Source organism: Kordia sp. (genome assembly GCF_022447245.1).
Taxonomy (GTDB): Bacteria; Bacteroidota; Bacteroidia; order Flavobacteriales; family Flavobacteriaceae; genus Kordia.
In genome coordinates, this window is sequence record NZ_JAKVBC010000026.1 from 59125 (window position 1) to 80066 (window position 20942).

A 20942-nucleotide genomic window follows, 5' to 3' on the forward strand; every position below is an offset into this window, starting at 1 on the left:
AAACCATGAGCTACGAAAACATATTAGTACAAGAAGACAACGGAATTGCAACGATTACTATTAATCGTCCAAAAAAACTAAATGCACTTAACAGAGATACGATTCAAGAATTGCACAATGCTTTTGAAGCTTTGGATGCTTCGGTAGATGCAAAAGTAATTGTCCTGACAGGAAGTGGAGAAAAAGCTTTTGTTGCTGGCGCTGATATTAGTGAATTTGCACATTTCTCTGTAGAAGAAGGAGGAAAATTAGCGGCAAAAGGACAAGAATTATTGTTTGATTTTGTACAAAACTTAAGCACGCCTGTTATTGCTGCTGTAAATGGATTTGCACTAGGTGGCGGATTGGAATTAGCAATGGCAGCACACTTTAGAGTAGCTAGTGATAATGCTAAAATGGGCTTGCCTGAAGTATCTTTAGGAGTAATTCCTGGATATGGTGGAACTCAGCGTTTGCCACAGTTGGTAGGAAAAGGAAAAGCCATGGAAATGGTCATGACTGCTGGAATGATTGGTGCTGAAGAAGCAAAACAATGCGGATTGGTAAATCATGTAACTACACAAGAAGAATTATTACCACTTGCATATAAATTGGCTAGTAAAATCATGCGAAATTCTTTAGTAGCGATTCGCGGCGCTATCAAAGCCATTAATGCAAATTATACTGATGGTGTAAATGGTTATGAAACAGAAATTTCAGAATTTGGAAATTGTTTTGGAACAGAAGATTTTAAAGAAGGAACAACGGCATTCTTAGAAAAAAGAAAAGCAGATTTTCCAGGAAAATAGACAAGAAAAAATAATATATAAAAAGTCATGGTTTTTTTAATCATGGCTTTTTTTTGTTTCAAAATGAAGTAAATAAGAAGCATTTACACCTTGAGATACATACAAGTATTTCTTCGTGTTTTTTATGAACATGTACGATTTTTTGGTGTTTATTGTAGAAAAATAATAATTTACAGTAGGGAAAAGTATTTTTTTTGATGTTATTATAATATCTACCTAAGCCAATTTACTAAAACAACCAACATGAAAAAACTACTACTAAGCTGTGCATTTTGCATATATATTCTTGGGGTAAGTGCGCAATGCGGCATTCATCCAATTATGAATTTGACGCTAAATTCAAAACAATCCCAGCGATCCAGATTATGATAATCCTGAATTATCACAACCTCGTATCAATTATTATTTAGAGCAACTTTCAGCAATGTATAACAATCCGCAAAACTCTGCGGATATTGATTCTTTATTTAATGAATTTCAATTTCATGTGGATCCAATGACCCTACAATACCATAATACTTTGTTAAATGTAGATACAAATGCCAGTTGGGTTTAAACATTGAAGGACACAGGAACTGCTGGAATTACAGATTTTGACAACATCTTATCTCAATATCAATTTTCTGTTTCATCTTTTAATGATTGGACAATTCCTCCTTATGCAGGAAAAACTATTTTCGAATTAGAGTCGACCTTTGATTTTATAAACACTTATGCATTATGTGACGATTTGCAGAATGCAATCACAGAAGATTTGAATTACGATTTAGCTTTTTACAATGATAATATTTGTAGCTATGATGGAATTACTTACACTATTGAAACCTCCGAACTGCCTCCACAACAAGCTCCTGTAGTAGCTTGTGATGTATTTAAAAATCCGGCAAATAGTTATGTCTTTTGTCTTAAAAGACGCCTGTATATTTAGCATGCCAAATACGCAAACGCGTTTTGTTATGGTTTCTAATGATTGTAGTACAGTTAATTTTTTAAGAATATTATCTGCATCAGAAAATGAATTAACAGGTGTGAAAATCTATCCAAATCCAACCTCAGATGTATTGAATATTGAAGGAATTGAAAATATCAAAGCTGTGGAGCTACATTCAATTTTAGGAAAACAACTTTCTATTTCAATAAATGATTTTACCCGTATTGATGTAAGTGCCTAGAAAATGGAGTGTACTTCTTGAGAGTCATAGATGATAAAAATCGTACTGTGATTAAGAAATTCATCAAACAGTAAAAAAGTGAATTAATCACATAAAAAAATCCTGTTCATTACGAACAGGATTTTTATTTTAAGTCTGTATTGTAGATTATTTTTTAATCGTCAATTCTTTAATAATATTGTCAGCACCAGATAACTTATCAACCAACCAAAATACATATCTGATATCTACATTAATGGTACGTTGTAATTTATCGTCAAAAATAACATCACCAGCCATAGCTTCAATATTTCCATCAAACGCCAATCCAATTAATTCTCCTTTTCCATTTAATACAGGAGAACCTGAATTTCCACCAGTAATATCATTATTTGTCAAGAAATTTACTGGCATGTATCCGTTTTTATCAGCATACTGTCCGTAATCTTTCTTTTTGTATAAATCCAATACATCAGCAGGAAGATCAAATTCTTGATCGTTTGGCTTGTATTTCGCAATCATACCTTTCATCGTAGTATAATTGTTAATTTTTGCATCATTACGAGTATCTTTTGGTAATGCAACTACCTTCCCATAGGATAAACGTAAAGTTGAGTTTGCATCAGGATATTTTACCTTACTTAATTTTGATTCGCGCAATCCTTGAACAAACTTTCTATACGCTTTATCATAACTTTCTTTAGCAGCAGCAATGTTTTCAGGTTGACTTCTATATTGCGTCAATAAATCTTTTGATAATAAATATAAAGGATCATTTTCAAGCAACGCTTTATTTGGGAACATTAAGAAAGCTTCCAAACGCTTTTTAGAAGTAAAAATACTTAGTTCAAATATAGCATCTACATAGCCTTTGAAGTCATTATTTATTTCAGCACTAATTTGTTTCACTAATGGCGGTAATTCGTACCCAGATTTTTCAACATACAATTTCAACTGTGCAGCCATAACATCCTTTTCTAAAGGCATGTATGCATTTTTAAACATATTATCAATAAGTCCTTGTAGTCGTGGACGTAATTCGTCACGTTTTGCTTTATTCTGATCTAAATAATATTCTAAATTTCTTCCCAATCTTGCTGGTGATGCAGCGAAAGTGCTTCCACGTAATACACCAATTAAATAATTGTTATGACGTGCTTTGTCATTTGTTAAAGCATAATAGTTATTAATATCATTAACGACATTTCCATAGGTTGCTTTGTTACGTTTTTTATTTGCCCAACGATTAAATTTCTTTTCCAAGTCACGTTTTTTCTCAGCAGTTTTATGCTTGGTTAAGGCATCAATCATTCCTTGTCTATTTTTCCAATAATTTGCAATTCCAGCATATTTAGAAGCATATTTTAAATTGATGTCTTCGCTTTTGTCCATGTGCTTTTTCATAGCATCCATACTTGTTTTTGAAGCTTCTACCCAAGCAGGATACGCGTAGTTTACATTTTGAGCAATTCCTTCTGCTGGCATCCAACGGTTTGTACGTCCTGGATACCCTAAAATCATAGCAAAATCATCTTCTTTTACACCGCCTAAATTTACAGCTAAGTGTCTTTTAGGTTTCATAGGAATGTTATCTTCTGAATATTTTGCAGCATTTCCGTCTTTGTCAGTATATACTCTAAATAATGAAAAATCTCCTGTATGACGTGGCCATTCCCAGTTATCAGTGTCTCCACCAAATTTCCCAATGCTTTCTGTTGGTGTTCCTACCAAACGAACATCATCATAATCTTCGTACACAAAATAATAGAATTCATTTCCTTGAAAAAAGGAACGTACAGAAACAGTATACTTTCCACCTTCATTATTTTCTTGTTCAATAAGAGCAATTTCCTTGTTGATAGCAGCTTGTCTTTCCTTTTCTGTCATGCTATCATTCACTTTTGCTAAAATTCGTTTGCTTACATCATCCATTCGCACGAAAAAACGAACAGATAAACTCTGAGGCTTTAGTTCTTCATCAAGGCTTTTTGCCCAAAATCCATTTTTTAAATGATTTTTTTCTTCTGTAGATAATTCAGCAATGGCGTCATATCCGCAATGGTGATTTGTTAATACCAAACCTTGGTCAGAAATTATACTTGCCGTACAACCACCATTAAATTGCACAATAGCGTCTTTTAAACTGTTGTTATTAATGCTGTAAATTTCTTCGGCGGTTAATTGTAACCCCATTTTTTGCATATCTCTGTGATTTAAACGCTCTATATGCATTAAAAACCACATACCTTCATTGGCATTAGATGTAGGCATCATAAAAATGCATACAATCATAAATAGAAAAGCTTTCTTCATGTTTTGATTTTTTTGAGGGCTAAAGATATTAAAATTGCAATAGAAAAATGTTAATGCAACTCAGTATCTTTTAGCTTTTTTGAAGATAGTAGCTAGTTCCATTATTAGTTTTTGATAATTAACTGTTTTACAGTGATTTTTGTTTGGGATTTGATAAAAATTTACAGCTATTTGGAAAGAGAAAGCTTTCTGAAAATTCAAACTTTCAGAAAGCTTTTTAAATTACATAATGTCACAATCGTCAACTAACATAGATGCAGGACAATTATTACCGTCGCCAGGAAAATGGTGTGTGTAAAAAATCCATCCTCCAACGATATTATTAATTTCCTGTGATTTAAAAGTTGAAATTCGCTGTTTGTTAATCTTTAATAATGTAAGGTTTCTTTTTTTCATGATTAGAGTTTTTAAATTATCATAAGCTATAGTAATCATCTGATAATCAATTATGAAAAAATGAAAGAGAAAAGGGAATAAACGTTGTTATTTTTGGTGTAAGCGTACTATTTTTTGCATCTGTTTTAGAAAGTTTGCCTTTTGTCTATAAGACACCAAAAGCTTACTGTCATTTTTTAAGGTAGCAATATATGTTGAATCTTCTTCCCAACTTGCTATTTGTGCTAAGTTTACAATATAAGACCTGCGAATTTGAAAAAAGGTCTTAGATAAAAGTTCGGCATAATTAGACAATGCGTTTCTTGTTACCACAATTCCTTGTTCAGTATACCATTTAGTGAATTTTCCATAGGCTTCTAAATAGAAAATAGTATGAAGATCCACTACTTTTCGTTGTTTTCCTTCTTTTAAAACAATGACATCTTTTTGTAAGAGTTCTATATCTTTAGTTTGATATACTTTGTAAAGAATATATTACTCTTTAATTTTATTTTTAGCCTTTTCAATAGCTTTCAGTAACTCTTTTAATGAAAGCGGTTTTAAAATATAATCCAAAGCTTCTCTTTTCATGGCTTCAATACCGTAATTGTCATAACCTGTAATGAAAATGGTAATAAAATCTTTAGGTGAAAATTGATTTAAAACCTCAAATGCTTTTCCGTCAGTTAATTCAATATCTAAGAAAACTAATTGTGTTTTTTTTGTTTGTATTAGAAAAATAGCATCGTATACCTTTTCTGCAGAACCCAACATACGAATGCCTTCGCTATAATTAGAAATTAGATGCTGAAGTAAGTTTTTACTTCTAGGTTCATCTTCTATAATAACAGCCTCTATCATAAGCATTCATATTTTGATGTTTTGAATTACTTTTTGCGTTTAAGAAGCTTTAAGGGAATCGAATCTATACTTAAAAAAACTAAATTTTTAGCTGATGTAAAGAAAGTAATATGCTAGACAAAATTTGATTTCTGTAGTTGCACTAAAAACAAAAAGCAATCTAAATGATTATTTACAATAGAACGTATTTTTGAAAAAGGAAAGACAGGTTATGGAAAATTCAACAAAAATAAAGGGTAGAGGTGCACAAAAAAATGTACACAATCGTTTTTTACAAGACGCGCATGAAGTACGTTCAGACTTTTTAGAATATTGCAGAAAAGAAGGAGAAGTTGCCGATAAGAACAAAACAACTTACATTAATGTATTCCCTAAAACGATTGTTAATAAAGTAACAAGTCCTGATGTTGGGATGGAATATTCGCTCAATCCATACCAAGGCTGTGAACACGGTTGTATTTATTGCTACGCTAGAAGCAGTCATGAATTTTGGGGATTTAGTGCAGGCTTAGATTTTGAACGAAAAATATTAGTCAAACGAAATGCCGCGGAACTATTGGAAGCAAAAATTAAAAAGAAAAGCTGGAAAGCACATCCAATAGTACTTTCAGGAAATACGGATTGTTATCAACCAGCGGAAAAAGAATTGAAAATCACGAGAAGTTTATTGAAAGTGTGCCTACAATATAAACATCCTGTAGCTATTATTACTAAAAATTCACTCATATTACGTGATTTAGACTTATTGAAAGCATTGGCAGAAGACAATCTCATAGGTGTGAATATTTCTATTACTTCTTTGTCCGAAGAAACACGTCGCGTATTAGAGCCACGTACAGCAAGTATCAAAAAGCGATTGGAAACAGTGAAAGTTTTAGCAGAAAGTGGAATTCCTGTAAATGTGATGCTGGCGCCAATCATTCCATCAATCAACAGTCATGAAATTCTTCCTTTGGCAAAAAAAGTATCTGAATTAGGAGCTAGCTCCATTGCGTTTACAATTGTGCGACTCAATGGTGCAATTGGGGAAATTTTTACCGATTGGATTCGCAAAACAATGCCTGACAAAGCAGATAAAGTATTGCATCAAATAGAAAGCTGTCATGGCGGCACTTTAAACGATAGCCGTTATGGACATCGAATGCGAGGTGAAGGAAAAATTGCAAAACAAATTCGAAATTTAATTCAACTTGCCAGATTGAAATATTTCAAAAACAAAAAAATGCCCAGACTCAATACGGATTTGCATGAGCAATACAAATATGGGCAATATTCACTATTTTAACTACGCTTACAAAAAAAATACGACGCTTATAAATTAATTTGAGTGTTGTGTTAAAGATTACTTTATATTTAAAAATATTCCCACTTTTCAACGTGCATAAAATGTATAACTAACAAATAAGCACAATGAAAAAAGTACTATTATGCATTATGGCATTTGCCATTTTGTCTTGTTCATCAGATGATGAAAACACTTCAGTGATTGAAGAACATGGAATTCGTTTTAATTTGAATGGAACGGATTATTTTTTAACGGACTATTCCGCAGAAATTGATCCAACAAATAGTCTGTATAGAAGAGTAGAAGCATCTTTTGACAACGATACCAAAAAGATTGTATTTTTTGTAGAAGTTGAAGAAACCAATCAAATAGGACAGTTTCTTTTTCAAGTAGATGACGTTAATTGGCTATCCGATGGAGTACTTGGCGGTCCTAGAGAGACTTCTATTACTATGCATACAGATACTAAAATGGAAGGAACGTTTAAAATTACATTAGTAGACACTTGGTATGTTCCAGTACATAGTTTTGTAAACGGAGTAATCAATATTCAGTATTAAACTGTTATTAAAATTACTCACAATCTAAAGTATGATGTGAGTAATTTTCCTGTGCTAAAAAAGTAATTTTAGAATTAGCCGTTTCCGCAACCTTTTGTTTTGCATCCATTACTATAACCACAATTTAAACTTGGTCCAGATGTACTAGGAGAACCCTTTATAGGTTGTTGATTATTATTTGCTAAACCGCCATTAATTGAAGACAAGTTAGAAATAGATATTCTGTTTAATCGTAATGAGTGAAATGCTTTAGTTTTCATAATGTTACTAGTTAAGATTAATAATTCAAGTTTTCATTTTCTATAGACTAGGGTTGATTATGAATTTTCATTACCCATCTTTATGAAGAAATATGATTAAGGTTAATATAAAAGCCATCAAAAAGACTTTTTTGTACTATAAGATTGATTTTTATGTAATTAGCGTGTGCACACTTTTTTACTATCACAATTCCAGCTTGATCCTGCAGTACTTGGTGCAGCATTCCAATCTTCTCCAGCAGGAGGTGTTCCATCTGCAAGTCCACCAACAATTGCAGATAAATTAGAAATTGATTTTTTAGTAAGTTTTAAGGTTTTCATTCCGTTATTTTCATAATAGTTTGATTTGTAAATTAATAACGAATCGAAAGTAGCCTTTCAAAGAAGTAATTAGAAAGAATGCTGTAGATGGTTTACCAAAACGCGATGATTTGAAACTCCAAATAGCTAAAAAAGCTACGTTTGTCTAAAAGTCTAAAAAGTCTATACCTGTCCATTCCACTCAGCATAAAATTGTGCTAAAAACTGTTCCATAAAAATGTGACGTTGTTCGGCAATTTTCTTTCCTGTTTCAGTATTCATTTTGTCTTTTAGCAATAACAACTTTTCGTAAAAATGATTAATTGTTGGTGTTGTAGACTTTTTGTATTCTGCTTTGGTCATGTTAAGGTTTGGCTTAATGGCAGGATCATATATCTTACGATTTTTAAAGCCTCCATAATTAAAACAACGTGCTACACCAATAGCGCCAATGGCATCCAAACGATCAGCATCTTGAATTACATCTAACTCTGGAGAACGAAACTGCTGATTAAAATTTCCTCCTTTAAACGAAATATTAGAAATAATTTGTTCTACATGTACAATATCTGTTTCAGCAACAGCAATACTTTCTAAAAAAGCACGTGCTACTTTCGGTCCAACGGTTTCATCACCGTTATGAAATTTTGCATCGGCAATATCATGTAGTAATGCACCTAAGCTTACAATAAACTCGTCAACGGTTTCTTCTTTGGCAATCAAGAGCGCATTTTTATACACACGTTCAATATGAAACCAATCGTGTCCACCTTCGGCATTTGCCAATGTTTTTTGAACAAAATTAATGGTTTTATGTATAACTTCTTTTTTAGATAAATGCATGTAGTATTGATATGTAAGATTAATTAACAATAATATTTGATGTCACAATTTTTTCCAAATGAGCAATCAATTCATCATACTTAGCTTTAGGATATTCACTCAATAAAATGGGCTGATGTGTATCTATGGTAATTTCTGCTCCCAAACCACAAGGAAATTTTCCGTATTTGGTGGTTTTCCAAGAATTATTAATAGTTACAGGAACAATTTGTGCATTTGGTATATACTTAAATAATACTTCCAATCCTTTTGTTTTAAAAGCTCTGGGAATGCCAGTTTTGCTTCTTGTTCCTTCTGGAAAAATAACGGCAGCATAATTGTTTTTATGAATTGATTTTGCAAATCGTATAATTTCAGCGATCGCTTGCTTTTGATTCTTTCTATCAATCAAAGCGGCGCCACCATTGCGTAAATTAAAAGAAATACTTGGAATACCTTTTCCTAGTTCTTTTTTACTGATAAACTTTGGAGAATGCTTTCGAAACAACCAAATCAACGGAGGAATATCGTTCATGCTTTGATGATTAGAAACAATAATCAACGGTTTATCTAAATCCAATTTATGATCATTACGAAGTTTATAACGAATCCCTAAAATATGATGGCAAGACATAAGACTATATTGCAAGGCATTTACACTTAGGTTATGTCCTTTGTTTCCGCCTATTTTTAAGAAAATCCATTGTATAGGATGAAAAATAACCAATAATAATCCAAAAATTGGCATGTAAATACTAGAAAGTATGTAAGATAAAAACTTCACAATATTTATTTAAAATAAAAAATAAAACCACGCCCAAGGCGTGGTTTCTATAACTTGTATGGTAAAATGCTTAACAATTTTCGTTGTATGCATCTCTAAGATTTTCAGCAATCATTTCAGCTGGTCTTCCTTCAATATGGTGACGCTCTAGCATATGAACTAATTGTCCATCTTTAAACAAAGCCATGCTTGGAGAAGATGGAGGAAAAGGAATCATATAGCTTCTTGCCTTATCTGTAGCTTCTCTATCAACTCCTGCAAAAACAGTCACTAAATTATCAGGTTTCTTATCGTTATCTAAAGACATTGCTGCGCCAGGTCTCGCATTGCGGGCAGCACAACCACACACAGAATTTACAACTACTAAAGTTGTTCCTTCTTTTGCTAGTGCAGTATCAACAGCTTCTACCGTATGTAATTCTTCAAAACCAACTGCAGTCAAATCTTCACGCATTGGTTTTACCAATTCTGGTGGATACATAATCTTTTAAATTAAATTCATTAATAATGTAGCAAAGATACGGATTAAATTTTGTTGAAACTGACCAAATATTCACAGTTTTTATTGATAGAATGATTTATATAATTGATAGACGAAGATATTTTGTAAAATTAGTTCTTAGAAAAAAAATCAAAAACACCTTTTAAGAAAATTAAAAGCAAGCCAATAATTCCTCCGAACAAAAAAATTTTTGTAAAAATACCTAGATTGCTGCGACTAAAATTTGTGGAAAAACAAAAATCACTACAAAGAATAAAATCTACAATTGAAACATCGACGACAATCATAAAAATTAAATCGATGAGAAAAAGCGTCGCAAAAAACGTTATAAACATCGACTCTTTTCCAACTATCCTTCGTTGCTTTTCTTCGTATTTATTTGTAATATTATTCTGTTCATAATTATTTTCTTTTTCTTTCGAGATCGCACTTTGATCCTTATCCCTCATATTTTTTAAGCTTAATAAGACATGGTAGGTAAAAATTTACGTCATACATGACTTAAAAATAGAAAATATATATCAAAAACGTCATATATGACGTAAATTATTGCGCCTTGAATAGAGAATTTTAACGTCTATGGACGCACTAGAGAAAGATGAGATGCTGAAAAAAATTGGTATGCGTGTTAAAGAATTGAGGGTAAAAGCTGGTTATAATAGTCATGAACAATTTGCATTTGATAATAATATTCAACCAAAACAAATGTGGCGATGGGAATCGGGTTATGATTTTAAAGTGTCAAGTTTGATCAGAATTGCCAATATTCACAAAATTACCTTAGAAGAGTTTTTAAAAGATATAAAATAAAACTCGCTAGCATCTTAAAAATATTGTCGTTGATTTTTCATTGATACTACTATCAATATGTACAATTATACCGCAGATTTGATTGCAAACTACATATCAACATTGTGGTCGTACTGTTCGTATCTTATAAACTTGCCAGAATTACACTTTGATTGTATATTTTTTCTTGGGAAAATGTATCTTTGGTAAAAAACAAATATATGAGTGGATTTGCAAGCTGGATTGGAGGCGCTTTAGGCTGGACCCTAGGTGGTCCAATTGGAGCCGCTATTGGCTTTGCCATTGGAACAGCCGTTGATAAAGCAACTTCAAAAGGATTATTACTTGAAGAACCAAAAAGAGAACGAAGACAACGCAGAAGAAGAGCAGAACCTACGTATGAAAAGAGAAGACGACGTAGAACTACAACTGCACAAAAACAATCACAAACCAAATCCGGAGATTTTGAAGTAAGTTTACTAGTGCTTTCTGCCATTATTATGAAAGTTGATGGAGAAGTCTCAGAATCTGAAAAGAATTATGTACGTGACTATTTTGTAAAAATGTATGGAAAAGAACGTTCTAATAATGCGTTTAAACTTTTCAATGGCTTACTTAAAAAAGAAGATATTTCTACACGCCAAGTATGTCAGCAAATCCAAACACACATGGATCATTCTTCACGCTTGCAATTATTGCACTATTTGTTTGGAGTAACCAAAGCAGATGGTCATGTAAGTGAAGAAGAAGTGGAATTGATTGAAAAAATTGCAGGATACTTATATATTAATGATCGCGATTACCAATCAATCAAAGCAATGTTTTACAGTGCTACAGATAGTGCTTACATCATTCTGGAAATAGACAAATCTGCGACCAATAACGAAATCAAAAAAGCATATCGTAAAATGGCAAAAAAATACCATCCAGATAAGCTACAACATTTAGGAGAAGAACACGTAAAAGGAGCCGAAGAGAAATTTCAACGTGTACAAAAAGCCTATGAGCATTTACAAAAAGAACGCGGATTTTAATTTTAAAAACAATTTATTAACTAACCTAATACAAAAACCCCCATACCAAAAACCTATAATTACTCATGAGCGACTTTTGGATTTTTTTTAAACTAGGAATACATCATATTCTTAACATTGAAGGATTAGATCACATTCTTTTTTTAGTAGTACTAATAATTGCATACACTTTTAACGATTGGAAAAGAGTATTGTGGTTGGTAAGTGCTTTTACACTTGGTCATACTTTGTCCTTACTTTTAGCAACCTATGGTGCCGTAAAAGTTAATGGTAGCATTGTAGAGTTCTTTGTATTAGTAACCATTTTTATAATGGCACTATACAATATTTTTACTGCAGGCAAAAATACAAACAAAACAAAAGGAATTGTACTAATTATATCTGCATTATTTTTCGGGATTATTCACGGTTTAGCATTTGCAAAAGATTTCAAATCGATGGTGGCTGCTGGTATTGATGATAAATTATTGCCTTTATTAGAATTTACATTAGGAATTGAAGTAGCTCAAATCATAGTTGTTTTTGTCGTACTGATTATCTCTTTTATTTTTCAGACCATATTCAGATTTTCAAAACGCGATTGGATAATGGTTGTTTCTTCCATTGTAATAGGTGTATTAATTCCAGAACTTATCAAAGCAAGATTTTGGTAAAAAATTAACAACGAAGTTATTGTGATTCCATCAGAAAGCTGATATCTTCGTTATGAAAGTAAATAAGCAGCTTTTACAGTTACTTTTTTTCGCTCTAAAAAGATAAATTTGAGGATGCCAAAACAAAAACAAACTAAATACGACCATGCCTATTTACGCATGGCAAAAGAATGGGGGAAACTCTCTTATTGCAAGCGTAAACAAGTTGGTGCGATTATTGTAAAAGATAGAATGATTATTTCCGATGGTTATAACGGAACCCCATCTGGATTTGAAAATTTCTGTGAAGATGATGAAGGATATACAAAATGGTATGTGCTTCACGCTGAAGCCAATGCTATTCTAAAAGTTGCAGCTTCTACACAATCTTGCAAAGGAGCAACATTGTATGTGACATTATCTCCATGTAGAGAATGTAGCAAATTGATACATCAATCAGGAATTACACGAGTTGTATATTTAGATGCCTACAAAGACGACTCAGGGATACAATTTTTAAAAAAAGCAGGCGTTGAAGTAGAACATATTCCAAATGTTGAAGCCTCATAAAATAAACGTATTTTGAATAAAAGAACACAATATTTACTTCCCGCGATCATTGCAGCTGCAGTTGCCGCAGGTGTATTTATTGGTGGAAAATTAAATTTTAGTGCATCGCCAGAAACACTATTCTCTTCAAATACAAGCAAGGACAAGCTAAATCGATTGATTGACTATATTGATTACGAATATGTTGATGATGTCAATGTGGATAGTATTGTAGATGTAACCGTAAACAATATCTTAGAAAATCTTGATCCACATTCAGTGTACATTTCTTCAGATGATGAAAAAAGAGTTGCCGAAAACATGCAAGGTGATTTTGTCGGTGTCGGAATTCGCTTTGACATGGTAAATGATACTTTAACAGTCATTCGAACTTTAGAAGGCGGACCAAGTATTGCTGCAGGAATCAAAGCAGGCGATCGTATTTTAATGGCAGATAAAGATACTTTGTATGGCAAAAATATGCGCAATACAGAAATCATTTCTAGATTGAAAGGAACAGAAGCGACCTCTGTCAACCTAAAAATCTACCGTAAACAAACGAACGAAGAATTTGATATTGATCTCAAAAGAGCCAAAGTTCCTATTAAAAGTGTCGTTGCACATTATATGCTAACAGATGATTTAGGATATATAAAAATCAATCGTTTTGCTGAAACTACATATGATGAATTTGAAGAAGCGCTTGAAAGTTTACAACGACAAGGTGCAAGAAATTTAACCTTAGATTTACGTGACAATCCAGGAGGAATCTTAGATGTGACTCGTGAAATTGCAGACGAATTCTTAAAAGATGGAAAGTTGATTCTTTTTACAAAAAATAAAAAAGGAGAAATTGATAAATATTATGCAACTGATGATGGTAGTTTTGAAGATGGAGAAGTATATGTATTAATCAATGAAAAATCAGCTTCTGCTAGCGAAATTGTTGCAGGTGCATTGCAAGACAATGACAAAGGTATTATTGTGGGAAGAAGATCTTTTGGAAAAGGATTGGTACAACGACCAATGCCATTAGGCGATGGTTCGGTAGTGCGTTTGACAATTTCTCGTTATTACACACCAACAGGACGTTCTATTCAACGTTCTTACAAAAAAGGAAACAAAGATTACTTTGATGAATATTACGAGCGCTTTAAATCAGGAGAACTAAAGTCGATGGACAGTATCAAAGTGGCAGATTCGTTAAAGTTTGAAACGCCAAAAGGAAAAATTGTCTATGGCGGTGGCGGAATTATTCCTGATGTATTTGTACCACTATTAAGCTCGCCAGAAGAATTGTCACTCGAACGTGGTTTGCGTGCAAAAATTGTAGGGTATATTGATGACTTTGTATTTTACAAATTAGAAGCTGACAGGGCAAAGTATAAAAATATCTCTTTACAAGAATTTATGCGTGATTTTGAAATTACAGACGAAATGCTAATAGAATATACAGATTTCTTAAGTGAAATGAGAGGACAACGTATCTACATTGAAAAATATGCAGATCAAATGAAAAGGCATATTAAAGCAATCTTCGTTGAGCAATTATACGGTACCAATGGTTACCAACAACAACTCAATGTTGGTGACGAAATGATTGAAAAGGTAATCGAATTACATAGTAATTAGTGTCTTTACTTTAAAAGGTCATTTCGAGTGTCGAATCTGTGATTCGTAGTATTGAGAAGTACTTTGAATAGTTTGTTTGAAACCATGTCTTAATCAGCATCGCGTTAAACCATTCAAAAAAATCAAACCTTATCGTGTACTTTTGTGTGATTTCCATCATTCCAAAGGGTTAAAATATCGGTAGCAACTTGCGCGCCAGTTCCGGCAGCAATAGCAAACTGACTTCTCCAACCTGCAATCGTTCCACATACATATAAACCATCTTTTATAAGATGATCTTCATTTTTTAAATACACGCGGTCTTTTTTAGCAGCTGCTCTTGGATGTGGTGCAATAAATTCGTCTAAGCCGTCAATAGTAAACGGCTTGGCATAATTCAACGCAACTACAACTACTTTGCTTTCGTACGTGTTCTTGTTTGTGATGATTTGAAAATTGCCAGCTTCACCTTTGATCTCCTCTACTTTTTCGTTCTCGATTTGTACAACATGTGGATATGTTTCAGACAGTTGAGTTTGTCCTTCTTCCATAATAGAAGCTCCAGTAGTTCCTTTTGGAAAACCGAGGACATTATTAAACAATGCATTTTGCAAATGCGAAGATTTTTGATGTATTACAATTCCAATCTTTTTATCTGCGGCAAAAGCTTTCTCCTTGGCAGAACCTAACACGAGCGCACATTGCATTCCTGAAACGCCGCCACCAATTACAAGTACGTCAAACATTACTTCTTATGATTATCTATTTTTTCTTGAATTTTTTTAGAAGTCAAGAAGATTAATAAAATCATAATAGCACATAAAGCTGCTACAATACTAATTACAGCAACTAAACTATCACCTTGTAATAAATTATCAAAATCGAGTTTTGTCACATTGTAAATGCTAAGTACTACAGCCAGTGCAATAAATATATAAGAGAATGTTTTCATTTTTCTTTTTTTTAGAAGTGAACTTTTTGCGTATACAAGCTCTTTTAGAAATTGCATACGCATTTATTTATGTGTTGCAAAATTAAAGAAATATTTGCTTCATACCTGTAGTAAATATTTTAACTGCAATAGCTAATAGAATTACTCCAAAAACTTTGCGTAAAATACGAATTCCGTTTTGCCCTAACATGCGTTCAATCTTAGCAGAAGCTTTTAACACAGCGTACATAATAATCATATTGATTAAAATAGCAATCACAATGTTTGCGGCGCTAAACTCTGCACGAAGTGATAGGATAGAAGTCAAACTTCCTGGTCCTGCAACCAAAGGAAACGCAATAGGAAATACAGAAGCATCACTCATACTACCTTCGCCATCTTCCTTAAATATAGTAATTCCTAAAATCATTTCTAAAGCTAAAAAGAACAATACAAACGAACCTGCAATGGCAAATTGACTCGCAGAAATGTCTATCAAACTCAATAAACTCTCTCCAACAAATAAAAATACGGTTAAAATTATACCAGCAATAATCGTGGCTTTTCCCGATTGAATGTGTCCTGTCTTACGACGTAAATCGATGATAATAGGAATATTTCCAATAATATCAATAACGGCAAAAAGCACCATACTTGCCGTTAAAATGTGCTTAAAATTTAATTCCATTTTGATACATTTTTAAATTCGCGGCAAAAGTACACTATTCGCCTAACTATCAAAGAGAAAAGTGATATTTTTTAGGTTAAATTTAGGTGAATATTTCAACGTTTCTAAATTTGAATGTAAAGTCAAAATAAACAGTCAGAAAAAAGGTATATTTGCGGCATGTTTCAGTTAGGTAAAACCATCATTTCAGAAGATATTATTGAGAATGATTTTGTGTGCAATTTATCTGCATGCAAAGGAGAATGTTGTGTAGCAGGTGATGCAGGTGCGCCACTTGAAGAAGAGGAAATCAAAACCTTAGATGCTATTTATGATACCGTAAAACCCTTTTTACGCAAAGAAGGCATCGAAGCTATTGAGGAACAAGGAACCTATATCGTTAGAGAAAATGGCGACTTGGAAACACCTTTAATAAACGGAGCCGAATGTGCGTATGTAATTTTTGATGAAAAAAATACAGCATTGTGCGGAATTGAAGAAGTCTATAATAAAGGTTTAATAGATTGGAAAAAACCAATTTCTTGCCACTTATATCCAATACGTGTAGAAGCATATAGTGACTTTGCAGCGGTTAATTATCACAGATGGCCAATTTGTGATGATGCATGCTCTTTAGGAAAAGAATTACAAGTGCCGATTTATAAATTTGTCAAAGAAGCTTTGGTGCGAAAATTTGGAGAAGATTGGTACAGTGAATTAGAAAAAACTGCAAAAAAATTGGGCCGCTAATTCTTAAAAAATCATTTTCTCATTTTTTTTTAAAAAGTCTTGTTTTATCGCTGCTAGCAAAGAATTGATTCTTGTAAGTTAATGAAAACCAATTAAAAATGCCATTTTAGAAATCACTTAAAAAGTAGGAAAAAACCGTATTGTTGTTAAAAACTCGCAAACTTTGTGAATAAGTTACACTTTCATTTCCGAAGACATTTTTCAATCTTTGTTATTCCCAAATCAAACAATAGTCTTTTACCCAATTTTACATTAAAAAACTCGATAATTTTATGTCATCAGCAACAGAACCCATATTACAAGAAAACAAAGACAGATTTGTGATTTTTCCAATCAAACATGCAGATATTTGGGAATGGTATAAGAAATCTGAAGCTAGTTTTTGGACAGCTGAAGAAATTGACCTTCACCAAGATTTGACAGATTGGACTACTAAGCTGAATGATGACGAGCGTTATTTTATAAAACATATTCTTGCATTTTTTGCGGCATCAGATGGAATTGTAAATGAAAACTTAGCAGAGAACTTTGTAAATGAAGTACAATATTCTGAAGCTAAATTTTTCTACGGATTCCAAATCATGATGGAAAACATTCATTCGGAAACATATTCGTTGTTAATTGACACGTATGTGAAAGATGAAAAAGAAAAAGACAAGTTGTTTAAGGCAATCGAAAATTTCCCAGCCATCAAAAAGAAGGCAGATTGGGCTTTACAATGGATTGAATCACCAAGCTTTGCAGAACGTTTAATTGCGTTTGCAGCCGTTGAAGGTATTTTCTTTTCAGGAGCTTTCTGTTCTATTTATTGGTTGAAGAAAAGAGGAATTATGCCAGGATTAACGTTCTCTAACGAGTTAATTTCTCGTGATGAAGGTGTTCACTGTGATTTTGCAGTGCATTTACACAATAATCACTTGGTAAACAAAGTTCCAAAAGAACGTATTCGTGCTATTATAGTGGATGCACTTAATATTGAACGCGAATTCATTACAGAGTCTTTACCTGTAAGTCTTATTGGAATGAATGCAAAATTAATGACTCAATACTTGGAGTTTGTTACAGACAGACTTTTACAAGAATTAGGTTGTGAGAAAGAATACAATGTATCGAATCCATTTGATTTCATGGATATGATTTCGCTACAAGGTAAAACTAACTTCTTTGAAAAAAGAGTATCAGAATATCAAAAAGCAGGTGTTCTGAATAAAGAAGAAGAGAAAGACAAATTTAGCTTTGACGCTGATTTCTAAAAGAGAACTCCTTTGATTTTGGTTGTTCTGCAATCAAAATTTTAAAACACATTAATAAAATTCCAACTACTGATTTTTTTCGCCGAAAAATTGGTAAAAACACTAACCCCTTTTCTGAACGAAAGTCAGAAAAAATAAAAAACAGATGAGCGTATGTTTGTAGTAAAAAGAGACGGAAGAAAAGAGCCAATGATGTTTGACAAGATCACTTCACGAGTGAGAAAGTTATGTTATGGCTTAAACGATTTGGTAGATCCTGTAAAAGTTGCCATGCGAGTTATTGAAGGCTTGTATGATGGTGTAACTACTTCAGAATTAGATAATTTAGCAGCAGAAGTTGCTGCCACAATGACAACGACGCATCCTGATTATGCACGATTGGCTGCGCGTATTTCCGTATCTAACTTACATAAAAACACAAAGAAGTCATTTTCTGAAACAATGGTTGATTTGTATGAATGTGTAAATCCTAGAACAGGAAAAAAAGCACCATTATTGTCAGATGAGGTATATAAGGTAATCATGGACAATGCAGATCGTTTGGATTCTACTATTATCTATAACCGCGATTTTGGCTATGATTATTTCGGATTCAAAACTTTAGAACGTTCATATTTATTAAAGTTAAATGGAAAAATCGCAGAACGCCCACAGCACATGTTGATGCGTGTTTCTGTTGGAATTCACTTAAATGACTTAGATGCAGCGATTGAAACCTATGAGTTAATGTCTAAAAAATACTTTACACATGCAACTCCAACCTTATTCAACTCTGGAACTCCAAAACCGCAAATGTCATCATGCTTCTTATTGGCAATGCAAGATGATAGTATTGACGGAATCTACGATACTCTTAAACAAACGGCGAAAATATCTCAATCAGCAGGAGGAATAGGTTTATCTATTCACAATGTTCGTGCTACAGGTTCATATATTGCAGGAACCAATGGAACGAGTAACGGAATTGTGCCAATGCTTCGTGTATATAATGATACAGCGCGTTATGTAGATCAAGGTGGAGGAAAACGTAAAGGTTCGTTCGCTATTTATGTAGAACCTTGGCATGCCGATATTTTTGACTTCTTAGATTTAAAGAAGAATCACGGAAAGGAAGAAATGCGTGCGCGTGACTTGTTTTATGCAATGTGGATTCCAGATTTATTCATGAAACGTGTAGAAGAAGACGGACCATGGACGTTAATGTGTCCAAACGAATGTCCAAACTTATTCAATGTGCATAGTGACGAGTTTGAAGCATTGTATTTAAAATACGAATCTGCAGGAAAAGGAAGAAAAACAATTAAGGCGCGTGAGTTATGGGAGAAAATCCTAGAATCTCAAATTGAAACAGGGACGCCATACATGTTATATAAAGATGCGGCAAATCGTAAGTCAAACCAAAAGAATTTAGGAACTATTCGTTCGTCAAATTTATGTACAGAAATCATGGAGTATACATCTCCAGATGAAGTAGCGGTTTGTAACTTGGCTTCGATTGCATTGCCAATGTTTATTAAAGGAAAAGAATTTGATCACCAAGAGTTATTCCGTGTTACGAAGCGTGTAACGAAGAACTTAAACAAGGTAATTGATAGAAATTACTACCCTGTAAAAGAAGCGGAAAATTCAAACTTCCGTCACCGTCCAATTGGATTAGGTGTACAAGGGTTGGCAGATACATTTATCAAGCTGCGTATGCCATTTACGTCTGATGAAGCTAAAAAATTGAACCAAGAAATCTTTGAAACGCTTTATTTTGCGGCAGTTACTGCTTCTATGGAAATGGCAAAAGAAGAAGGTCCATACCAAACTTATGAAGGTTCACCAATATCACAAGGAGAATTCCAACACAACCTATGGGGAATTAAAGATGAGGAGTTAAGTGGACGTTGGAATTGGGCAGAATTACGTGAGCAAGTAGCAGAAAACGGTGTGCGTAACTCACTATTAGTAGCGCCAATGCCAACAGCTTCTACATCACAAATTCTTGGAAACAACGAATGTTTTGAGCCATATACATCGAACATTTATACACGTAGAGTACTTTCTGGAGAATTCATTGTAGTAAACAAGCATTTATTAGAAGACTTAGTGAATTTAGGATTATGGACGGAAGATTTAAAGCAAGAATTAATGCGTGCGAATGGTTCTATCCAACACATTGATGAAATTCCACAAGACATTAAAGATTTATATAAGACAGTTTGGGAATTGAGTATGAAAGATATCATCGATATGTCCCGTCACAGAGGATATTTCATTGACCAATCACAGTCGTTAAACTTATTTATGGAAGGCGCAACGATGGCAAAATTAACATCAATGCACTTCTATGCATGGAAGTCAGGATTAAAAACAGGAATGTACTACTTACGAACAAAATCGGCAGTAGATGCCATCAAATTTACAGTGAAAAAGGCAGCGAAACAAGCGCCAGTTGCAGCAACCGTAACTACAGCTGTAGCAGAGGCAAAGCCAAAACCAGTAGCTGTAGAGCCATTGACGCCACAAGAATTACAAGAAATGTTATCAAGAGCTAGAGAAAGTGAAGATGATGATTGCTTAATGTGCGGTTCTTAAAAATATACACTTGTAAAAAACTGACGAAAAAGGGAACGTGACTAACGTTCCCTTTTTTTATGTTTTATATGTCCCGTCCTGAAATAGCGTTACACTAAATTTTAAGTGTAATTAAAACAAATTATGTAAAGCGAACTCAAAAAGA

General features: G+C 33.2%; 25 protein-coding genes and 1 pseudogene. 14 read left to right on the top strand and 12 right to left on the bottom strand.

Annotation, left to right across the window (positions count from 1 at the left end):
* Positions 1–5 precede the first annotated feature (5 nt).
* From MK119_RS16700 to MK119_RS24380, 4 genes and pseudogenes are all read left to right on the top strand, one after another.
* Positions 6–788, top strand: coding sequence for an enoyl-CoA hydratase-related protein (locus tag MK119_RS16700; protein WP_290680901.1), 783 nt, complete (start codon positions 6–8; stop codon positions 786–788).
* 559 nt (positions 789–1347) lie between these two features.
* Positions 1348–1716: a hypothetical protein gene (locus tag MK119_RS16705; protein ID WP_290680904.1), complete on the top strand. Its 369-nt coding sequence runs from the start codon at positions 1348–1350 to the stop codon at positions 1714–1716.
* Position 1717: 1 nt separating this feature from the next.
* A complete protein-coding gene (locus MK119_RS16710; protein ID WP_290680907.1) occupies positions 1718–1960 on the top strand; it encodes a hypothetical protein in 243 nt (80 codons plus the stop codon).
* A gap of 5 nt (positions 1961–1965) precedes the next feature.
* A pseudogene (locus MK119_RS24380) lies at positions 1966–2034 on the top strand (hypothetical protein); the annotation flags it as partial.
* A gap of 73 nt (positions 2035–2107) precedes the next feature.
* Here MK119_RS24380 and MK119_RS16715 read toward each other — a convergent pair.
* The 4 genes from MK119_RS16715 to MK119_RS16730 all read right to left on the bottom strand — a co-directional run bounded on the left by MK119_RS16715 (position 2108) and on the right by MK119_RS16730 (position 5488).
* On the bottom strand, positions 2108–4252 hold the full coding sequence (locus tag MK119_RS16715; protein WP_290680910.1) for a S46 family peptidase: 2145 nt from the start codon (positions 4250–4252) through the stop codon (positions 2108–2110).
* Between the two features lie 222 nt (positions 4253–4474).
* A complete protein-coding gene (locus MK119_RS16720; protein WP_290680913.1) occupies positions 4475–4648 on the bottom strand; it encodes a hypothetical protein in 174 nt (57 codons plus the stop codon).
* Positions 4649–4735: 87 nt separating this feature from the next.
* The gene (locus MK119_RS16725) at positions 4736–5032 is read right to left on the bottom strand and encodes a LytTR family DNA-binding domain-containing protein (RefSeq protein ID WP_290680916.1); all 297 of its coding nucleotides are present in this window, start codon (positions 5030–5032) and stop codon (positions 4736–4738) included.
* A gap of 90 nt (positions 5033–5122) precedes the next feature.
* Complete coding sequence (locus MK119_RS16730) at positions 5123–5488, bottom strand: response regulator (RefSeq protein WP_290680920.1); 366 nt, start codon at positions 5486–5488, stop codon at positions 5123–5125.
* A gap of 211 nt (positions 5489–5699) precedes the next feature.
* On the opposite strand from MK119_RS16730, the gene MK119_RS16735 reads away from it, so the two are divergent.
* Both MK119_RS16735 and MK119_RS16740 read left to right on the top strand, forming a co-directional pair.
* Positions 5700–6773, top strand: coding sequence for a PA0069 family radical SAM protein (locus tag MK119_RS16735; protein WP_290680923.1), 1074 nt, complete (start codon positions 5700–5702; stop codon positions 6771–6773).
* 125 nt (positions 6774–6898) lie between these two features.
* A complete protein-coding gene (locus tag MK119_RS16740) occupies positions 6899–7333 on the top strand; it encodes a hypothetical protein (RefSeq protein WP_290680926.1) in 435 nt (144 codons plus the stop codon).
* Positions 7334–7752: 419 nt separating this feature from the next.
* On the opposite strand, the gene MK119_RS16745 is transcribed toward MK119_RS16740, so the two are convergent.
* The 5 genes from MK119_RS16745 to MK119_RS16765 form a co-directional block, all read right to left on the bottom strand.
* Positions 7753–7914, bottom strand: a complete 162-nt coding sequence (locus MK119_RS16745; protein ID WP_290680929.1) for a hypothetical protein — start codon at positions 7912–7914, stop codon at positions 7753–7755.
* 162 nt (positions 7915–8076) lie between these two features.
* Positions 8077–8736 carry an HD domain-containing protein gene (locus MK119_RS16750; RefSeq protein WP_290680932.1) on the bottom strand — a complete coding sequence of 220 codons (660 nt, stop codon included), beginning with the start codon at positions 8734–8736 and terminating at the stop codon, positions 8077–8079.
* A gap of 19 nt (positions 8737–8755) precedes the next feature.
* Entirely contained in the window at positions 8756–9499 is a 744-nt protein-coding gene (locus MK119_RS16755; protein WP_366512835.1) for a lysophospholipid acyltransferase family protein, read from the bottom strand.
* Positions 9500–9569: 70 nt separating this feature from the next.
* A complete protein-coding gene (locus MK119_RS16760) occupies positions 9570–9980 on the bottom strand; it encodes a BrxA/BrxB family bacilliredoxin (protein ID WP_290680935.1) in 411 nt (136 codons plus the stop codon).
* A gap of 131 nt (positions 9981–10111) precedes the next feature.
* Positions 10112–10450: a hypothetical protein gene (locus tag MK119_RS16765; protein WP_290680938.1), complete on the bottom strand. Its 339-nt coding sequence runs from the start codon at positions 10448–10450 to the stop codon at positions 10112–10114.
* Between the two features lie 130 nt (positions 10451–10580).
* On the opposite strand from MK119_RS16765, the gene MK119_RS16770 reads away from it, so the two are divergent.
* The 5 genes from MK119_RS16770 (at position 10581) to MK119_RS16790 (ending at position 14637) form a co-directional block, all read left to right on the top strand.
* Positions 10581–10811: a hypothetical protein gene (locus tag MK119_RS16770; protein ID WP_290680940.1), complete on the top strand. Its 231-nt coding sequence runs from the start codon at positions 10581–10583 to the stop codon at positions 10809–10811.
* A 200-nt stretch (positions 10812–11011) separates the two neighbouring features.
* On the top strand, positions 11012–11824 hold the full coding sequence (locus MK119_RS16775) for a TerB family tellurite resistance protein (RefSeq protein WP_290680943.1): 813 nt from the start codon (positions 11012–11014) through the stop codon (positions 11822–11824).
* A gap of 65 nt (positions 11825–11889) precedes the next feature.
* Positions 11890–12477, top strand: coding sequence for a HupE/UreJ family protein (locus tag MK119_RS16780; RefSeq protein WP_290680945.1), 588 nt, complete (start codon positions 11890–11892; stop codon positions 12475–12477).
* Positions 12478–12591: 114 nt separating this feature from the next.
* The gene (locus MK119_RS16785; RefSeq protein ID WP_290680948.1) at positions 12592–13026 is read left to right on the top strand and encodes a dCMP deaminase family protein; all 435 of its coding nucleotides are present in this window, start codon (positions 12592–12594) and stop codon (positions 13024–13026) included.
* Positions 13027–13038: 12 nt separating this feature from the next.
* Entirely contained in the window at positions 13039–14637 is a 1599-nt protein-coding gene (locus MK119_RS16790; protein WP_290680950.1) for a S41 family peptidase, read from the top strand.
* A gap of 122 nt (positions 14638–14759) precedes the next feature.
* Here MK119_RS16790 and MK119_RS16795 read toward each other — a convergent pair whose 3' ends face one another.
* From MK119_RS16795 to MK119_RS16805, 3 genes are all read right to left on the bottom strand, one after another.
* Positions 14760–15362, bottom strand: a complete 603-nt coding sequence (locus MK119_RS16795) for an FAD-dependent oxidoreductase (RefSeq protein WP_290680953.1) — start codon at positions 15360–15362, stop codon at positions 14760–14762.
* Positions 15362–15568 carry a hypothetical protein gene (locus tag MK119_RS16800; RefSeq protein WP_290680956.1) on the bottom strand — a complete coding sequence of 69 codons (207 nt, stop codon included), beginning with the start codon at positions 15566–15568 and terminating at the stop codon, positions 15362–15364. Before MK119_RS16800 ends, MK119_RS16795 begins: the two co-directional genes overlap by 1 nt.
* An 82-nt stretch (positions 15569–15650) precedes the next feature.
* Positions 15651–16235: a MarC family protein gene (locus tag MK119_RS16805; protein WP_290680959.1), complete on the bottom strand. Its 585-nt coding sequence runs from the start codon at positions 16233–16235 to the stop codon at positions 15651–15653.
* A 159-nt stretch (positions 16236–16394) separates the two neighbouring features.
* Between MK119_RS16805 and MK119_RS16810 the strand changes: the two genes are divergently transcribed.
* The 3 genes from MK119_RS16810 to MK119_RS16820 all read left to right on the top strand — a co-directional run bounded on the left by MK119_RS16810 (position 16395) and on the right by MK119_RS16820 (position 20797).
* A complete protein-coding gene (locus MK119_RS16810; protein ID WP_290680962.1) occupies positions 16395–16964 on the top strand; it encodes a DUF3109 family protein in 570 nt (189 codons plus the stop codon).
* A gap of 272 nt (positions 16965–17236) precedes the next feature.
* Positions 17237–18217 (top strand): ribonucleotide-diphosphate reductase subunit beta, encoded by a 981-nt coding sequence (locus tag MK119_RS16815; protein ID WP_290680965.1) that lies wholly within the window; start codon positions 17237–17239, stop codon positions 18215–18217.
* Between the two features lie 153 nt (positions 18218–18370).
* On the top strand, positions 18371–20797 hold the full coding sequence (locus tag MK119_RS16820; RefSeq protein ID WP_290680968.1) for a ribonucleoside-diphosphate reductase subunit alpha: 2427 nt from the start codon (positions 18371–18373) through the stop codon (positions 20795–20797).
* The last annotated feature ends 145 nt before the right edge of the window (positions 20798–20942 follow it).